Annotated in this window: 15 protein-coding genes and 1 pseudogene; 8 read left to right on the top strand and 8 right to left on the bottom strand. The window is 67.2% G+C overall.

Annotated elements, in window-relative coordinates:
• Positions 1 to 181, bottom strand: a pseudogene (locus tag IBJ06_RS06845) (cell envelope biogenesis protein OmpA); the annotation flags it as partial.
• A 200-nt stretch (positions 182 to 381) separates the two neighbouring features.
• Here IBJ06_RS06845 and IBJ06_RS06850 point away from each other — a divergent pair.
• The gene (locus IBJ06_RS06850; protein ID WP_292158568.1) at positions 382 to 1290 is read left to right on the top strand and encodes an SDR family NAD(P)-dependent oxidoreductase; all 909 of its coding nucleotides are present in this window, start codon (positions 382 to 384) and stop codon (positions 1288 to 1290) included.
• Between the two features lie 88 nt (positions 1291 to 1378).
• On the top strand, positions 1379 to 2584 hold the full coding sequence (locus tag IBJ06_RS06855) for an acetyl-CoA C-acyltransferase (RefSeq protein ID WP_292158574.1): 1206 nt from the start codon (positions 1379 to 1381) through the stop codon (positions 2582 to 2584).
• Here IBJ06_RS06855 and IBJ06_RS06860 read toward each other — a convergent pair.
• Genes IBJ06_RS06860 through otsB form a run of 3 tightly spaced genes read right to left on the bottom strand, consistent with a single transcriptional unit; the run spans position 2581 to position 6562 of the window.
• Positions 2581 to 3993 (bottom strand): trehalose-6-phosphate synthase, encoded by a 1413-nt coding sequence (locus IBJ06_RS06860; protein WP_292158590.1) that lies wholly within the window; start codon positions 3991 to 3993, stop codon positions 2581 to 2583. The two genes, IBJ06_RS06855 and IBJ06_RS06860, sit on opposite strands and share 4 nt — an antisense overlap.
• Entirely contained in the window at positions 3990 to 5774 is a 1785-nt protein-coding gene (locus IBJ06_RS06865; RefSeq protein WP_292158592.1) for a glycoside hydrolase family 15 protein, read from the bottom strand. The genes IBJ06_RS06860 and IBJ06_RS06865 overlap by 4 nt, the downstream gene beginning before the upstream one ends.
• The gene (gene otsB / locus IBJ06_RS06870; protein WP_292158594.1) at positions 5771 to 6562 is read right to left on the bottom strand and encodes a trehalose-phosphatase; all 792 of its coding nucleotides are present in this window, start codon (positions 6560 to 6562) and stop codon (positions 5771 to 5773) included. Before otsB ends, IBJ06_RS06865 begins: the two co-directional genes overlap by 4 nt.
• A 277-nt stretch (positions 6563 to 6839) precedes the next feature.
• Here otsB and IBJ06_RS06875 point away from each other — a divergent pair, with 277 nt between their 5' ends.
• The 5 genes from IBJ06_RS06875 to IBJ06_RS06895 are packed head-to-tail and all read left to right on the top strand — an operon-like array spanning position 6840 to position 11973.
• Positions 6840 to 7838, top strand: a complete 999-nt coding sequence (locus tag IBJ06_RS06875) for a KpsF/GutQ family sugar-phosphate isomerase (RefSeq protein ID WP_292158596.1) — start codon at positions 6840 to 6842, stop codon at positions 7836 to 7838.
• A 1-nt stretch (position 7839) separates the two neighbouring features.
• Complete coding sequence (locus tag IBJ06_RS06880; protein WP_292158598.1) at positions 7840 to 9138, top strand: glycosyltransferase family 1 protein; 1299 nt, start codon at positions 7840 to 7842, stop codon at positions 9136 to 9138.
• Between the two features lie 4 nt (positions 9139 to 9142).
• A complete protein-coding gene (locus IBJ06_RS06885) occupies positions 9143 to 10375 on the top strand; it encodes a glycosyltransferase family 1 protein (RefSeq protein WP_292158600.1) in 1233 nt (410 codons plus the stop codon).
• Between the two features lie 58 nt (positions 10376 to 10433).
• Positions 10434 to 11576, top strand: a complete 1143-nt coding sequence (locus tag IBJ06_RS06890; RefSeq protein WP_292158603.1) for a polysaccharide biosynthesis/export family protein — start codon at positions 10434 to 10436, stop codon at positions 11574 to 11576.
• A complete protein-coding gene (locus IBJ06_RS06895; RefSeq protein WP_292158605.1) occupies positions 11569 to 11973 on the top strand; it encodes a hypothetical protein in 405 nt (134 codons plus the stop codon). Before IBJ06_RS06890 ends, IBJ06_RS06895 begins: the two co-directional genes overlap by 8 nt.
• Here the strand turns inward: IBJ06_RS06895 and IBJ06_RS06900 are convergent.
• The 3 genes from IBJ06_RS06900 to IBJ06_RS06910 form a co-directional block, all read right to left on the bottom strand.
• Positions 11942 to 13105, bottom strand: coding sequence for an acyl-CoA dehydrogenase family protein (locus tag IBJ06_RS06900; protein ID WP_292158607.1), 1164 nt, complete (start codon positions 13103 to 13105; stop codon positions 11942 to 11944). The two genes, IBJ06_RS06895 and IBJ06_RS06900, sit on opposite strands and share 32 nt — an antisense overlap.
• Before the next feature lie 243 nt (positions 13106 to 13348).
• Positions 13349 to 15133: an acyl-CoA dehydrogenase C-terminal domain-containing protein gene (locus IBJ06_RS06905; protein ID WP_292158609.1), complete on the bottom strand. Its 1785-nt coding sequence runs from the start codon at positions 15131 to 15133 to the stop codon at positions 13349 to 13351.
• Between the two features lie 3 nt (positions 15134 to 15136).
• Positions 15137 to 15658: a MerR family DNA-binding transcriptional regulator gene (locus tag IBJ06_RS06910; RefSeq protein ID WP_292158611.1), complete on the bottom strand. Its 522-nt coding sequence runs from the start codon at positions 15656 to 15658 to the stop codon at positions 15137 to 15139.
• A 291-nt stretch (positions 15659 to 15949) separates the two neighbouring features.
• On the opposite strand from IBJ06_RS06910, the gene IBJ06_RS06915 reads away from it, so the two are divergent.
• Entirely contained in the window at positions 15950 to 17071 is a 1122-nt protein-coding gene (locus IBJ06_RS06915; protein ID WP_292158613.1) for a hypothetical protein, read from the top strand.
• A gap of 12 nt (positions 17072 to 17083) precedes the next feature.
• Here the strand turns inward: IBJ06_RS06915 and IBJ06_RS06920 are convergent, their stop codons facing one another.
• Positions 17084 to 17518: a DoxX family protein gene (locus IBJ06_RS06920; protein WP_292158615.1), complete on the bottom strand. Its 435-nt coding sequence runs from the start codon at positions 17516 to 17518 to the stop codon at positions 17084 to 17086.
• Positions 17519 to 17651 lie beyond the last annotated feature (133 nt).

Below are 17651 nucleotides of genomic sequence, written 5' to 3' on the forward strand. Positions count from 1 at the left end.
CTTCCTTGATCTCGAACTCCCAGCCGTTGCCGGCCAGCGAATCCACGGCGTAAACGTCGTTGACCTTGTGCCAGCCCGCGTCAATCGCGCCATACCAGCCATTCGGCTCAGCCGAAGCCGCACCAGCGGCAAAAATGCCGACCGCGGCGACGCTGGCGAGAAGTTTTACCTTCATGCTCATCCCTCTAAATTCTGCTCGTCAAACTTGACAGTGTGCCCCTGCTTACACGGGCGGCTCCGAGCATCGAACGGGATTATGACGTTCGAGTTCCGGAATTGACGCATCGGTGGCGTGACTGTGGCCCGATTTCAACACAAATCCCCATTTCGGGGCACCAATCTCCTGCTAGGAGAGACGCTTCACCACGATGGGAGGCCCCGATGCGGCAGGAATTCGACGGACGGGTGGCGATTGTCACCGGCGCGGGGGGCGGACTGGGCCGTTGCCATGCCCTCGCCCTGGCCGAGCGCGGGGCGAAGGTCGTCGTCAATGATCTGGGCGGGGCGCGAGACGGTACGGGCGGCTCGGCGACCGCCGCAGAAGCCGTGGTCCGGGAGATCGAGGCCCTGGGCGGCGAGGCCATGGCCGACGGGGCCTCGGTCACCGACCCTGCCGCGGTCGAGGCCATGGTGGCCCGCGCCATGGAGCGCTGGGGTCGCGTCGACATCCTGGTCAACAACGCCGGGGTGCTGCGCGACAAGTCCTTTGCGAAGATGGACCTGGACGATTTCCGTTTTGTCGTGGACGTGCACCTGATGGGAGCGGTCATTTGCACCAAGGCCGTCTGGGACCACATGCGCGCGGCAAACTACGGCCGGATCGTCATGACGACCTCGTCGTCCGGCCTGTACGGCAATTTCGGCCAGTCGAACTATGGGGCGGCGAAGATGGCGCTGGTCGGACTGATGCAGACCCTGTCGATCGAGGGCCAGAAGAACGACATCCGGGTGAACTGCCTGGCACCCACGGCTCATACCCGCATGACCGAGGATCTGGGCGCGGCCCTGCCGCTGGATCAGCTTGGGCCGGAATTGGTGTCGCCCGGGCTGGTGCATCTGGTCGGCGAGGATGCCCCGACACGCTGCATTCTGGCGGCCGGAGCCGGCGGGTTCGAGCGCGCCTATGTGACCCTGACGCAAGGGATCCGCGCGACCGGCCCCGATGCCCGCGAGCAGGTGGCGGCCCGTTTCGACGACATTTCGGACCGCACGGACGAGATCGTGCCCGAGATGGGCGCGGCCCAGGGGATGATCGAACTGGGCAAACTGCAGACGGCGATGAAGGGCTGAAGCCGGAATGCTCTCATCGGCGTGAATGACGCTTGCCTTGACGCGGGGTCACGCGCTTAGCTGCGCCAGCCATCAGGAGAGAAATCCCATGTCCCGTGAAGCCGTCATCGTCTCGACCGCCCGCACCCCGATCGGGCGCGCCTATCGCGGGGCGTTCAACGACACCCAGGCCCAGCAGCTGGGCGCCCATGCGGTCCGCCACGCGGTCGAGCGCGCCGGCGTCGATCCCGCCGAGATCGAGGATGTGGTGATGGGCGCGGCCCTGCAGCAGGGCTCGACCTCGACCAATGTCGCCCGACAGATCGCGCTGGCCGCCGGCCTGCCGTCCACAGTGGCGGGCATGAGCCTGGACCGGCAGTGCGCCTCGGGCCTGATGGCCATCGCCACGGCGGCCAAACAGGTGATCGTCGACGGCCAGACGGTCGCTGTCGGCGGCGGGCTGGAGAGCATTTCGCTGGTCCAGAACCAGCATATGAACCTCTATCGCTTCAAGGACGAGGCCCTGCTGGCGCTGTCACCCCACATCTATATGTCCATGCTGGAGACGGCCGAGGTGGTCGCCGACCGCTATGGCATTTCGCGCGAGGCCCAGGACGAATACGCCCTGCAGTCCCAGCAGCGGACCGCCGCGGCCCAGGCGGCCGGGCATCTGGACGCCGAGATCGTGCCCATGACCACCACCATGCAGGTGATGGACAAGGCCACCGGCCAGACCTCGGCGCAGGAGGTGACCCTGTCGAAGGATGAGGGCAACCGTCCGGAGACCACCCTGGAAGGCCTGTCCTCGCTCAAGCCCGTCTTTGGCGGCGGCGAAAAGATCGAACAGGGCCGCTTCATCACCGCCGGCAACGCCAGCCAGCTATCGGACGGGGCCTCGGCCTCGGTCATCATGGAAGCAAAGGAGGCGGAGAAGCGCGGTCTGAAGCCGCTCGGCCGCTATGTCGGCATGGCCGTGGCCGGCTGTGACCCCGACGAAATGGGCATTGGCCCGGTCTTCGCCGTGCCGAAGCTGCTGAAGCAGCATGGTCTGGGCGTCGACGATATCGGCATCTGGGAGCTGAATGAGGCCTTCGCCGTGCAGGTGATCTATTGCCGCGACCGGCTGGGCATTCCGAATGGCCGGCTGAACGTCTCGGGCGGGGCCATCTCCATCGGCCACCCCTATGGCATGTCCGGTGCCCGCATGACCGGTCATGTGCTGATCGAGGGCAAGCGTCGCGGCGCGAAATACGGCGTCGTCACCATGTGCGTCGGCGGCGGCATGGGTGCCGCGGGCCTGTTCGAAATCTACTAGGCCCCGGCCACCGGCTGGTCCCCTCCCGGGGGGATCGCCCTGAGGGTAGAGACGAACAGGTCGCGCCACAGGGCGACGTCAGAATCCCGCACGACCTGCATCAGGGCCTGCCACCGGTCCTTGCGTTCGGCCAGCGGCATGGCGAGCGCGCGGCTGAGGGCGTCGGAAATCTCCTCGCGGCTGAAGGGATTGATCAGCAGGGCCTCGGTCATCTCCTCGGCCGCGCCGGCGAAGCGCGACAGGATCAGCACGCCGGGGTCATCGGGGTCCTGGGCCGCGACATATTCCTTGGCGACCAGATTCATGCCATCGCGCAGGGGCGTGACCAGACCGACCCGGGCGGCGCGATAGATGCCGGCCAGCTGATCGCGCCGGTAGGTGCGGTTCAGATAGCGGACCGGCAGCCAGTCGACATCGCCATAGGTGCCGTTGACGTGCCCGGCCAGGCTGTCGAGGCGTCCGCGGATGTCCTGATAGGTGTCGACCTCATCGCGGGACAGGGGCGTGACCTGCAGCAGGAAGACCTTGCCCCTCTGCTCCGGCTTGTCCTTCAGGAACTGCTCATAGCCCAGCAGCCGCTGTTCAAGCCCCTTGGAATAGTCCAGCCGGTCCACTCCGACGATCATGGAGCGAAAGGCCGAAGACGCCGCCATCCGGTCGTAGGTGCGCACGCCGAGCGCGGAGTTCCGCGCCTCGAGGAAGCCGTCCACGTCGATGCCGATGGGGAAGACCCCCGTCTGCACGGTCTTGCCGAAGGCCGTCAGGGCGTCATTGGGCAACAGCCGCCCGTGGATGCCCGGCTCGGACGCCACATAGTCCCGGAACAGGTCCAGCCACTCGCGGGTGTGAAAGCCCAGCAGGTCGAAGTCGAACAGCGATTCCACCAGCCGGCGATGATAGGGCAGCGTCACCAGCAGCTGGCGCACGGGCCAGGGCGTGTGCAGGAAGAATCCGATCCGGTTCCTGATGCCTCGACGCCGAAGATCCCGGGCCAGCGGGATCATGTGATAATCGTGGATCCAGATCAGGTCGTCCGGCTGGATCAGCGGGGCCAGGGCCTCGGCGAACCGGTCGTTGGTGCGCTCATAGCCCTCGCCGAACGACCGTTCATAGGCCGAGAGGTCCACCCGGTGGTGAAACAGCGGCCACAGGGTCTTGTTTGCATAGCCGTTGTAATATTCCTCGACGTCCTGGGGTTCGAGGTCGACGAGGGCGACGGTGACGCCGGCCCGGTCCTCGATCTGGGCTTCGGGCTTCCATTCCGGTGTGGTGTTGCCGGACCAGCCGAACCACAGGCCGTCGTATTCGCGCAGCGCCGCCGACAGGGCCATGGCCAGACCGCCGGCCGAGCCCGCCGAGGGGTCGGTAGGCGCCGAGACGCGGTTCGAAACGACGATCAGGCGGCTCATCGCACGTCCGTCCACGAGCGGCTGAGCAGGATGGCACAGTTGATGATCCCGACCAGGGAATAGGTCTGCGGATAATTGCCCCACAGTTCGCCGCTCTCGACGGCGATGTCCTCGCTGAGCAGTCCGGCGTGGGTGCGGCGCTTGAGCATCTCCTCGAAGATGGTGCGGGCCTCTTCATCGCGGCCATTCTGGTGCAGGGCCTCGATGAACCAGAAGGTGCAGAAGTTGAAGGCCGTCTCGGGCTCGCCGAAGTCGTCGGGCTCGACATAGCGGAACAGGAAGGGACCCTTTTTCAGGTCGCGCTCGATCACTTCGAAGGTGCGGGCCATACGCGGATCGTCGAGCGGCAGGAAGCCGACATCCGTCAGTTGCAGAAGCGAGGCATCCAGCTCCGTGCCGCCGAAGCTGGCGGCGAAATGGCCCTCTTCGGCCAGATAGGCCTCGCGCTCGATCCGCGCGCGGATGACGCGCGCCTTTTCCGTCCAGTCGGCGGCGCGACCCTCCAGCCCCAGATGGTCGGCGGCCTTGGCCAGCCGGTCGCAGGCGGCCCAGCACATCACTGACGAATAGGTGTGGACCCGGGCGAAGGTCCGGAACTCCCACAGGCCTGCGTCGGGCTGATCGTGCATCTCGAAGGCGCGCTGTCCGACCCGTTCGAGGGCGTGGAAATCTTCCAGCGTGCCGGGCCGGAGCATGCGCTGGTCATAGAAGGCCTGCACCAGCGGCAGGACGATCTGTCCGTAGACGTCGTGCTGCAGATGCTCGCGCGCCTGATTGCCGACGCGCACCGGCTTCATGCCGCGATAGCCCTCGACCGTCTCGGTGATCCGCTCGTCGATGTCCTCTTCAAGGCCCACGCCATAGACCGGCTGGACGTGGCCGCCGTCGGCCTGGTCGACGAGATTGCGGAGATAGACGAGGTAGTTTTCAAGGATGTCGACCGCGCCGAGGCGGTTGAGGGCGCGCACTGTGTAATAGGCGTCGCGGATCCAGCAGTAGCGGTAGTCCCAATTGCGGCCGCTGCCGGGGAATTCCGGCACCGAGGTGGTCAGGGCCGCGACGATGGCCCCGGTCTCCTCATAGGCGCACAGCTTGAGCGTGATGGCGGCGCGGATCACCGCCTCCTGCCAGTCGAGCGGCAGATAGAGCTTGCGCACCCAGTCCTGCCAATAGCCGATCGTCCGGTCGCGCGCGGCGACCAGCCCCGGGCCCACGTCCTGGTCGTAAGCCTCGTCGGGACCGAAGAAAAAGGCCAGCGGCTTCTCAAGGCGGAACACCCGCTCATTGACGATGTGACTGACCGGGCAGTCGGTGGTCAGGCGGAAGGTGGCACCGGTGCACAGATAGCGGATATGGTTGGAGCCGTGGGTACAGTCGGCCAGACGCGCGCCCCAGTCAGCGGCGGGCCTGAGGCGGATGGCGATGCGTGGCGTGCCGGACAGGGGCCGGATCAGCCGTCCGAAGGCCAGCGGACGATAGGTGCGCTGCTGATGCGCATGGCGGGGGCAGAAGTCGATGATCTCGAGGGCGGACCCATCGACAGCATGGAGAATCGTGCGGAGAACCGGCGTATTGCGCACATAGTCCTGCTCGGCGCTGACCTGACCCTCCAGCACAATGTCCCAGAAGCCGTGGTCCGGGTCGCTGCCGTCCATCAGGGCCGAGAACAGCGGGTCGCCATCCACGCGCGGCGCACAGGCCCAGACATAACGGCCCTGCCGGTCGATCAGGGCACTGATGGCGCAGTTGCCGATGGGGGCGAGATCGACCGAAGGCTTCATCGGGCCGCCTCCGCCAGTTGCGTCAGCCAGTCGGTGACGGCCCGCGTGTCGGCCAGGCCATAGCGGGCGGCGCTGACCCACCGGGGATCGACCAGTATGCCGAAGCCGCCCGCCGCCTCGGCCGCGCGAAAGGCGGCTTCGTCGGTGCGATCGTCGCCGATCATGACGGGATGGGTTCCGACGAAGGGCGGCTCGGCCAGAAAGGCGGCCAGGGCCTGACCCTTGTCGGCATCGCCGCCTTTCAGCTCGACCACCATATGGCCAGGCTGGAGATGCAGGCCGTGGTCCCGGGCCAACGTGGTCGTGGCATGGCGAACGCCCGCCGCCCGGTCGGGCGCGTTGCGATAGTGGACAGCCACGCCCACGCCCTTGTTCTCGATCTCGACGCCATCGGCGATGTCGGCGCCAAGGGCCCGGGTCAGCCCTTCCACCGCCCGCGCCACGTCGGCCTCGGCCCCGCGGGCCTCGATCCGCCCGTCGGCCGAGCGGCGCTGAAGCCCGTGGACCCCCGCCACCGGCACCACGCGACCTTCCAGAATGCGGTCGACGTCGGCCAGCGCGCGGCCGCTGAGCACCGCGACCCGACCCTCCAGCGTCGTGATCAGGGCGTCCAGCAGGCGCGAGCGGCGCGGATCGGGGCCGACATCCTCAGGCCGGGATTCAATCGGAGCCAGCACACCGTCGAGGTCGAGAAACAGGGCCAGAGGCCCGCGGGTCCGGATCAGGGAGGCCGGGGCCGGCGGGGACGCGAGGGCGCGGGGGTCGGTCGGGGCGATCGCGGCAGTCATCAGGTCGGGTCGGATCTTTCTCATGGCCGGGGCAACACCGGAGCGGGTGCCCGTACTCGGAAGAGGGACCGTCCAGCGGGGAGGAAGACGGTCAGCTCGGGTCGCGGTCCTGCTAACGCCCCGCTGCGGCAAAGGTTGTCGGCTATCTGTGGTCAAATCAAACCGGAGGGCGGCGGATCGGAAGGGCGGGCCCGGCATTGTGAAACGAGACGGGATGCGGCACATCCTGCGGCTTCCCATCCGGCGGGCCGATGACGGCCGATCTGACGCGCATGACATGACCCAGCCCCCCTTTGATGCCGACACCACCGAGGCCATCACCGATCATGCCCGGAGAGTGATCCGGCTGAACCGGGAGGCGCTGGAGGCGCTGGAGGCCGGACTGGACGACAGCGTGGCGCGCGCCTGTTCGGTGATCCTGTCGCGGCCCGGCTATCTGGTGGTGACCGGCATGGGCAAGTCGGGTCACATCGGCGGCAAGCTGGCGGCCACCCTGGCCTCGACCGGTACCAATGCCTTTTTCGTCCACCCCGCCGAGATGAGCCACGGCGATCTGGGCATGCTGCGCGACGACTGTACCCTGCTGGCCATCTCCAACTCCGGCGAGAGCCGCGAGTTGCGCGATCCCCTGATCTTCTGCCAGCGGCGGGGGATTCCGGTGATCGGCATGACCCAGCGGCCCGAGAGTTTCCTCGGGCGCAACAGCGCCGTCCTGCTGCGGCTGCCGCAGGTGGCCGAGGCCTGTCCCAACAATCTGGCACCGACCACCTCGACCCTGATGACGCTGGCCCTGGGCGACGCCTTGGCCATGGTGCTGATGGAGCGGCGCGGGTTCTCGGCCGAGGCCTTTGGCCTGCATCACCCGGGCGGCAAACTGGGCATGAGCCTGCAGAGCGTGCGCGACTGGATGGGGGATCGCCCGCGCAGGGTCGCCGCCGTCACCCGCGGCACCCCCTTTGCCGAGGTCATTTCGGCCATCACCGAAGGCATGAAGGGCGCCACCGCCGTGGTCGAGGCCGACGGGCGGCTGGCCGGGATCGTCACCGATGGTGATGTCCGTCGGGCCTTTGGCCGCGAGCCGACCTCGCTGAAGGATCTCACCGCCGGGGACCTGATGACCGCCCGTCCGAAACAGATATCGCCGGATGCCCGGATGAGCGACGCGGTCGACATCCTGACCCAGAACCGTATCTCGACCCTGCTGGTGGTCGAGGACGACCGGCCGGTGGCGATTATCCACCTCGCCGAACTGATGCAGGCGGGCTACGTCTCCTGACATGACCCGGGTTTGTATCGACGGCTTCAACATCGGCATGGCCAAGGGCACGGGCATCGCCACCTATGGGCGGAACCTGCTGCGGAACCTGAACGATGCCGGGCTGGACACCCAGGTCCTGTATGGCCCCAACGCCGCCATCAACAGGAAGCGGCCGATCCTGAACGAGATCGCCCTGATCGACGCCCATACGCCGCGTGACCGGCCGCTGCGGCGCAAGGTCGAGACCATGACAGCGCGACTGGGCAAGACGGCGACGGCCATTGCGCCCAGCGACATGGTGATCTGGCCCTCGCGGGGCGGGGGCCGACCCGCAGCCTCGGCCTACTGGAGTTCGCCCCGGCTGTTCTCGACCGCCAATCGGGCCTTTGCCGCCGACAGGGTGTTCACGCCCCTGAGCTTTCGCGCGCACGAGACGGTGGCGCGGCCCGATGTCATGCACTGGACCACCGTCCTGCCCTGCATCGCGCGGGGCGTGCCCAACATCTATACGATCCACGATCTGATCCCGCTGCGCCTGCCGCACACGACGCTGGACAACAAGCGGCTGTTCCTGGGCCTGTGCCGCCAGATCGCGAAGAAGGCCGACCACATCGCCGTGGTGTCGGAGGCCACAAAGCGCGATGTCATCGACATACTGGGTGTCGAGGAAGACCGGATCAGCATCACATACCAGTCTGTGGGCATTCCGCCGCGCCTGTTGGCCAAGTCCGACGAGACGGTGGCCGCGGAACTGGCCAGCGTTCACCAGCTGGGATGGAAGGGCTATTACCTCTATTTCGGCGCCATCGAACCCAAGAAGAATCTGGGCCGGATCGTCGAGGCCTATCTGACCTCCGGCTCGACGCGGCCGCTGGTCGTCGTCGGCGGTCGCGCCTGGCTGGACGAGGACGAGACCGCCCTGATGCACCAGATCCGCCGGACCAGGAAGGCGCGCGAAAAGCGCATCCGCCTGTATGACTTCCTGCCGTTCTCGCTGCTGGTCGACCTGATCCGGGGGGCGCGGGGCACCCTGTTCCCGTCCATCTATGAGGGGTTCGGCCTGCCGGTGCTGGAGTCGATGGCGTTGGGCACGCCGGTGGTCACCTCGACCGCCGCCTCCCTGCCCGAGGTGGCGGGTGATGCCGCCCTGATGGCCGACCCCTATGATACCGCGGCCATTTCAGCACGGATCCGGGCGCTGGATGCCGACGACGATCTGGCCGCCGACCTGTCTGCGCGGGGCCTGGTTCAGGCGCAGAAATTCAGCCCCGAGGCCTATCAGGCTCGCCTGAGCGCGCTTTACGCCCGGGTCGCCTGACGCGATGGCCCGCACCGTGCTGTTCGACGCCGGCCGCCTGTTACAGCGCAGCGGACGGACCACGCCGACGGGCGTGGACCGCGTCTGTCTGGCCTATGCAGAATGGTTGATGGGGCATCCCGATGTGCGGTTCGTCCCGGTGCGCAGCCGGGGCGACCACCTCATGGCGCTGGACCGGAGATGGTTCGGCGATCTCGCGGTGTCTCTGCGCGACCGCTGGACCGGCAATGGCGTGGGCGAGGCCGAGCGGGCGCTGACCGACCTTCTGGCGCGTCCGCGTGGCGCGCGCTCCCTGTCCGGCCCCGTCAGCCGCGAACGGGAGCCCCGGCGACAGGTCATGACGCGGCTCTTGATGACGCGCGCCCTGCCGGAGATCACGCGCGGGACGCTGTACATCAATGTCGGTCACAGCGGCCTGACCAGCTCGCGGCTGCTGTCGAAACTGGCGGAGGACGGCGTCCGGTCGGTGCTGATGGTCCACGACCTGATCCCCATCACCCACCCGGAATACTGCCGGCCCGGCGAAGGCGCGCGGCACCGTACGCGGATGCGACTGGCGCTGAAGCAGGGGTCGGTGCTGGTCGTGAACTCGGACACCACCGCCAATGTGCTCAAGGCGTTTGCCGAGCGGGAGGGACTGGCCACACCGACCGTCGTGGTCGCGCACCTGGGGCTGGAACCGCCGTTCGCGGAACCCGGCTGGCGTCCCGCGGAGCGCCCGTATTTCGTCCACGTCGGCACGATCGAGGCGCGCAAGAATCTGACCTTCCTTCTGACCCTGTGGCGGCGTCTGGAGGAGATGAGGGGCGGGGAAACCCCGGCGCTGGTGCTGATCGGCCGGAACGGCTGGGAAAATGAGTCGGTGCTGGATCATCTGGAGCGGTCACCGCCGCTGCAGGGGCTGGTGCACCAGGCCTCGGAACTTCCGGATGCGGCCCTGTCGCGGCTGATGCGGGCGTCGCGCGGGGTTGTGGCCCCCTCGGCCGTCGAGGGGTTCGACCTGCCGGCGGTCGAGGCCATGGCCATGGGTGTGCCGCTGATCGCCTCGGACATCGCCGCCCACCGGGAACTGGTGCCCAAGGCCAAGCTGATCGACCCGCTGGACGGACCCGGCTGGCTGAAGGCGCTGGACCGCGCGGCGCGCGGCGACGGGCAGCCTCCCCCCTACAAGCCGCCGACCTGGCACGCCCACTTTCGGATCGTGGCGGAGGCGCTGGGGATGACGCCCGGCATCTGACGCACCCGGGGCCTGCGGGCGACTGGCGCGGCCCCTGAAACGCCGGTAAGTCTGAGGCATGGCCCGACCTCTTGCCCTTCCTGCCCTTTTGTCCGCCCTGGCGCTGGCCGGGTGCTCGACCCTGCCGGTGGAGGGCCCTTCGGCCCGCGATGTGAGCGGTCAGGCCGGAGATCAGACCTATGCCCTGGTCGAGCTGGACGCGGGGATCAGCCAGATGCTGCGGGCCTTGCCGGCAGAGCCGACCGCGTCGCTGGCCGGGGCCGAGAGCACCGCGCCTCTCGACCGGATCGGCGTCGGCGATACCCTGTCGGTGTCGATCTATGAGCCCAGCGGGGCCCTGTTCGGGGCACGCGGCGGGGGCGGCACGGTGCAGGGTGCCAGCCAGACCTTGCCCCCCGTTGTCGTCGCCGACAGCGGCACGATCCAGATTCCCTTTGCCGGAGCCGTTCGCGTGGAGGGCCTGACCGCCGCCGAGGCCGGGGCGGCCGTGAGGGGGGCGCTGGTCGGGCGGGTCGGCAATCCGCAGGTGACGGTCATGGTCGCCGAGGCCCCCTCGACCGGGGTGACCGTGCTGGGCGAGGTTCGCACCCCGGGCCGGGTGCCCCTGTCGGCCAGCCGCGACCGCCTGCTGGATGTGATCGCGGCCAGCGGCGGGCTTTCACGCAGCCCTGAGGAGATCGAGGTGGTGGTCAGCCGCGGCCAGACGAGCTGGCGCGCGCCCTGGACCGCCGTCACCACCCGCTTTGACCAGAATGTGCGGCTGGCCCCGGGCGACCGGGTCAGCCTGGACTACCGGCCGCGTCGTTACAGTGTCATGGGGGCGCTGGGGGCGGTGTCACAGGCCGAGATGGGGCCGGGGCCGCTGACGCTGGCGGCAGCTCTGGCGCGGGCCGGCGGTCCGAACCCCGATACCGCCGATGCGCGGTCGGTGCTGGTGTTCCGCTTCGAGAGCCCGGCGGTCGCCCGCGCCCTGGGTCTCAGCCAGCCGCCCAGCCCACGCGGGGTGCCGGTCGTCTATCGTCTGGATCTGTCGGGTGCCAACGGCATGTTCGTGGCCTCGGACTTCGAGGTCCGGCCCGACGATCTGATCTTTGTGCCGCGCGCGGGATCGACCGAGCTGCGGCAGTTCTTCGAGCTGGTTCAGAGCGTGACGCGGGTGGTCTATGACGTCTCGGTCACCAGCGCCCTCAACCTTGACTGACCCAGGGGCAGGGGCGCGGCTGGCGGCGCTGAGGACGTCGGCGCTGGCGGTCTATCGGGCCCACGACCTGCCGACACGGCCGGGCTTCTATCGCAGGGGGCCCCGGGCGAAGCGCTGGGCGCGGGTGGCCGATGATCTGGACGTGAAGGCGCGCTGGGACCTGATCCGGTCCCATCCGGCGGACAGCGGCTGGCGCTATCTGGAGCGGGACCGGCTGGGTGAGGCGCACGAGGCGTCAGAGGTACGCGAGGCGTCGCGGGTGCTTGTGGCCTGCACACGGCTGGAGGCCGCGCTGGACGGGGCCGAGGGGGAGCTGGCGGACCTGATCGATCTGGCCCTGTCCCTGCCGACCTCCCTCGCCCCGCCTACAGCGTCCGGGCGATCAGCAGCTTCATGATCTCGTTCGTGCCGCCATAGATGCGCTGGACGCGGGCGTCCTTGTACAGCTGGGCGATCGGGTATTCGTTCATATAGCCGTAGCCGCCGTGCAGCTGGAGCATCTCGTCGATGGTCTCGCCCTGGATGTCGGTGACCCAGTATTTGGCCATGGAGGCGGTCGCGGCATCCAGCTTGCCCTTGAGATGCAGCCCCATACAGTGGTCGACGAACACCTTGGCCACCGTCAGCTTGGTCTTGACCTCGGCCAGCTTGAACTGGGTGTTCTGGAAGTCGATGACCCGCTTGCCGAAGGCCTTGCGCTCCTTGACGTAGGCGAGGGTCTCGCTGAGGCCCCGCTCAGCGGCGGCCACGCCCTGGACGGCGATGTTCAGGCGTTCCTGGGGCAGCTGCTGCATCAGCTGGACGAATCCCATCCCCTCGACGCCGCCGATGATGTTCTCGCCGGGCACCCGAACGTCATTGAAGAACAGCTCGGAGGTGTCATTGCCCTCCATGCCGATCTTGTGGAGGTTCCGCCCGCGTTCAAAGCCCTCGGCCCCGTCGGTCTCGACGACGATCAGGCTGGTGCCCTTGGCACCCTCGGCCGGGTCGGTCTTGGCCACGACGATGATGAAGTTGGCAAGCTGACCATTGGTGATGAAGGTCTTGGACCCGTTCACCACATACTGGTTGCCTTGCTTGATGGCGGTCGTCTTGACGCCCTGCAGGTCGGAGCCGGCGCCCGGCTCGGTCATGGCGATGGCGCCGACCAGCTCACCCGAGGCCAGCTTCGGCAGCCAGCGGGCCTTTTGTTCGTCGGTGCCATAGTGCCAGATGTAGGGGGCGACGATGGCGTTGTGCAGCGAGATGCCGAAGTGGTCCGCGCCCTTCCAGCCCAGCTGGCGCATCAGCACCACCTCGTGGCGATAGTCGCCGCCCATGCCGCCGTCTTCTTCCGGCATCGACAGGCCCAGCAGGCCCGCCTCGCCGGCCTGGGTCCACAGCTCGCGCGGGACCGAGGAATCGGCGATCCACTCCTGCACCTTTTCCGGTGGCGCATGCTCGTCGATCCACTTGCCGACGGAGTCGGAGAAGAGGGTGATCTCCTCGTCCTGCATGAAATCGGGGTCGGGGGCGTTGAGGATGTTCATTCTGGGTCTCCAGAGAAGGTCAGGTTCAGCTGCTGGCGCGGATTCCAGTCGGGCGGAGGCGGCACGGCACATGACCACCAATGCATTCCGGCCGCGATCCATCGACGACGCAGCTCGGCATGAGATGTTGTCGCGTCATCGTAAGCGAACTGCACGCCGCAACACGGACAGATTTCCTGGTAACGGTCATCCGGACTGAGGCCGTCCGGAAAACCGCAGACCGGGCATCTGCCTTCAGTCAAATCAGAACGCCTCTGCCGGCATGGCCATCAGCACGTCGGCGCCGGTCTTCAGCTTGGCCAGGTGGGCGCCGGCGTCGGGCAGGATGCGCTCGACGAAATAGCGGCCGGTCTGCAGCTTGGTGACATAGAAGGGATCGTCCGAGCCGCCGTCGATGGCCTTTTGCGCGGCGATCGCCATCTGGGCCCAGGCATAGGCCATGGCCGTCAGGCCGAAGATGTGCAGATAGTCGGTCGAGGCCGCACCGGCATTGTCCGGGTTCTGCATGCCGTTCTGCATCAGCCACATGGTGGCCTCCTGCAACTTCTTCTTCGAATCCGACACGCCGTCGATGAAGGGTTTGACCGCCTCATTGCCGGCATTGTCCGAAACGAAAGCGTCGATCTCGCCGAACCAGGTCATGACCGCGCGACCGCCGTTGGCCGGCAGCTTGCGGCCCACGAGGTCCAGCGCCTGCACCCCGTTGGTGCCCTCATAGATCATGGTGATGCGGGCATCCCGCAGGGACTGGGAGGCGGTGAAGTGTTCGGTATAGCCCGAGCCGCCGTGCACCTGCATGGCCAGCGAGGCCACGTGGAAGCCGCGGTCGGTCAGGAAGGCCTTCACCACCGGGGTGATCAGGCCCATGTAGTCGCGGGCCTTTTGCGCCGTCGCCTCATCGTCCGACTTTTGCAGGTCGGCCTGCAGCGCGGTCCACAGGATGAAGGCCTGGCCGCCTTCGACATAGGCCTTGGACTCCAGCAGCATGCGCCGCACGTCCGGGTGGACGATGATCGGATCGGCGGGACCGTCGGCATTCTTGGGTCCCGTCAGCGAGCGCCCCTGAAGGCGGTCCTTTGCGAACTCGACGGCGGCCTGATAGGCGGCGGTGCCGATCGAATGGCCCTGAAGGCCGGTGCCCAGACGCGCCTCGTTCATCATGACGAACATGGCCGCCATGCCCTTGTTCTCGGTACCGACCAGCCAGCCCTTCGCGTTCTCGTACGACATGACGCAGGTGGCGTTGCCGTGGATGCCCATCTTGTGCTCGAGGCCCGCGCACTGGACGCCCTCATTACGGTCGCCCACCGAGCCGTCCTCATTGACGAAGAATTTCGGCACGACGAACAGGCTGATGCCCTTGATGCCCGCCGGGGCACCCTCGATGCGAGCCAGCACCAGATGGATGATGTTGTCGGTGAAGTCGTGCTCGCCCGACGAGATCCAGATCTTCTGGCCGGTGATGTTGTAGCTGCCGTCACCGTTGGGCACCGCCCTGGTGCGGATCAGGCCCAGATCCGTGCCGCACTGGGGCTCGGTCAGGTTCATGGTGCCGCCCCATTCGCCGGTCGCCAGCCTGGGGCAATAGATGGCCTTCAGCTCATCCGACGCATTGGCGTGCAGCGCCTCGTAGCAGCCGTGGGTCAGGCCGGGGTACATGGAAAAGGCGGGCGAGGCCGCCGCCGTGAACTGGCCGAACGCCATGCCGACGATGGCGGGCATGCCCTGACCGCCATGTTCGGGATCAGAGGACAGACCGGGCCAGCCGGCGGCCACCATCTGCTTATAGGCCTCTTTCCAGCCGGTCGGACCGGTGACCTTGCCGTTGTCCCACTTGCAGCCTTCCTGATCGCCGACCCTGTTCAGCGGGGCGATGACCTCCTCGGCGAACTTGGCACCTTCCTCGAGGATTTGCTGGACGAGATCGGAGCTGACCTCGGCGAACCCGGGCTGGTTCGAATAGCGGTCGATCTCCAGCACTTCGTTCAGGACAAAGGTCAGGTCGCGGACAGGCGCCTTGTAGGCCATGGGTCAGACTCTCGACTTCTGGGAATGGGACAGGGGGGAATGAAGGCTGTGCAGGGGCGGCACAGGTCCATGGTCGGGGTTCAGCCGGGCCTTGAGCAGGCTGGCATACTCTTCGGCACCGGGCAGCAGGTCGGGGCGGTACTGGCCCAGCCGCTGCTCCATGACGCGACAGGCCTCCTCGGCCGTGGCGATGGCGTCGTCCAGATCCTGGCGTTGCTGCTTCAGCGCTTCGATCTGGGCCCGGTGACGCCTGAGAGCGACCGCCATCTGGTGCACATTGTGGTCGTTGTGGTCGTACAGATCCAGCATCTCCTGGATCTCCTGCAGCGAGAAGCCGATGCGGCGCCCCCGCAGGATCAGCTTCAGCCGCGCCCGGTCGCGCGCCGAATAGACGCGGGTCTGGCCCTTGCGCGCAGGCGTCAGCAGACCCTTGTCTTCATAAAAGCGCAGCGCCCGCGCCGTCGCCCCGAACTCGCGGCACAGCTGGCGGATGGAATAGGTGCGATGATCATCGGCGTTGGCCATGCGCCCGTCATAACTTGACGCGCACGTAAAGGGAAGCTTTTTCGATGACGCGACGTCATGTCCATGACGGGGGATGTCGCCGAGAAGACGATACGTAGAGTCGGGGCCCAAGCACCGCAACGAACCGGGAGCCTAAGGCGTTGCCTCCTCTCACGGCTACCAAAGCCCCCCGGGCTTCCGGCCTTGCCGGACACCTCAACCGTTGCCCTGCCGCCGGGCCCGGGACGCGCCGCTTCGTCCCCCCTGTGCGGCCAGATCCCAGGCAGGGCGTCCCTCGAACAAGGTCTGAATATGCTGCACGTCGACATTCCTACAGCCGGAAACTTCGCGAACCTCAGCGCCCTGCGCGCGGACTTCTGTATCTCGATCTACCTGGAGGCCACGCCGCTTTCGCAGGACAGCGACTCCACCCGGATCGCCCTGAAATCGGCGGTCCGGCAGGCGCGTCAGCAATTGGAGCAAGGCGGGTTTGATCCCGACCGTCGCGAGGCCGCCCTTGCCCGAATTGAGGCCCTGGATGGGAACTACAATTTCTGGCGTCTTCAGGCGAACAGTCTGGCCGTGTTGGCGACGGCGGATGGTCTGCATGTGTTCCGCCTGGCCAATCGCCTTAAGGCTACGGTTCAGGTGGCGGACCGTTTCCACCTGAAGCCGCTGCTGCGGGCCATCACCTTCAGCCACCATGCCTATGTGCTGGCGCTGTCGCAGAAGGCCGTGCGGCTGGTGGAACTGTTCGCGGACCTTCCTGCAGTTGAGGTTTCCGTCGACGGGCTGCCCCCGCCCAGTGCCGACGCCGTCGATAAATCGACCCCGGAAGGGCGCGACAATGACGACAGCATCCACAACGCCGAACATCAGAACAGGCTGTTGGAGAAATATGCCGCCGAGATCGATGCCGTGCTTGGACCCGTGCTCAAGGAAAAGGAGGCGCCCCTGATTCTGGCCGCCACCGGGCGCCTCGCCCCTGTTTATCGCGCGGCCAACAGCTATTCACGGCTCCTGCCGCACGGGATCGAGCACAGTCCCGACCGGATCAGCGCGGCGGAACTGGCGCAGGCCGCACGTCCCATTCTCGAAATCTGGCACCAGACACAGATGGGCGAGATCAGGGAGCTCTACGATTCCCGCGCCGGACAGAGCCGCACCACCACCGATCTGTCGGATGCCGCGCGGGCGGCAACCTTCGGTGCGATCGAAATCCTGATCGTCGATCTGGATATTGAAAAGCACGGCACGATCAACGAGGAGACGGGGGCGATCAGCTTCGCCGAAGCCGCCACCGCTTCAAGCTATGACATTGTCGACGAAATCGCCGGCCGTGCCCTGGCGACGGGTGCCCGGGTGCTTGCGGCCCGCGCTACGGACATACCGGGCGGGAGCGGCCTGGCGGCGATCCTCCGCTATCCGATGTAGGAGCGCGCGCCTTCAGTCGCGGGCCGGGCAGGCCTCGCGCAGGCGGAACCACAGCACCGGGGCGGTTGCCGCCAGCAGCGCAAGGTTCACCCCCGAATGGCCGAGGTCGCCGCTCACGGCGTGCACGCCCAGCATGACGGTCTGCAGCACCAGCAGGCCCGCGGCGGCCACGATCAGCAGGGGGCGGCCGAGCCTCCAGCTGATCAGAGGGGTCAGGAGCATAACGGCCAGCACGATTTCGGCCAGGCCGACGCCGCGTACCAGATCGACCGGCACATGCTGCGGCCAGCCCATAAGGGCCGTCAGGGTGGAGACCGGTTCGGTCAGCTTGGCATAGCCGGCGGCCACGAAGAACATCGCGACCCAGCCCTGCAGCGTCCACAGGGTCAGATTCAGATAGCTGGCGTTCAGGCGCGCCTGCGCCGTGGGGTAGGTCCGAGAGTGCATGGTCTTTGGCCCGGGAAGGGGCTTCGCTTTATTGGTAACAGTGGCGATGTCGGAATGGCGGGCCGGTCCCGCAAGGGTGCGAAGCGTGAGCGTAACCATCCGTGATCGCCTTCTGCGCCGGGTCGACGGCCAA

Origin of the sequence: Brevundimonas sp. (genome assembly GCF_016742135.1) — a bacterium.
In the GTDB taxonomy this organism is placed as follows: domain Bacteria; phylum Pseudomonadota; class Alphaproteobacteria; order Caulobacterales; family Caulobacteraceae; genus Brevundimonas.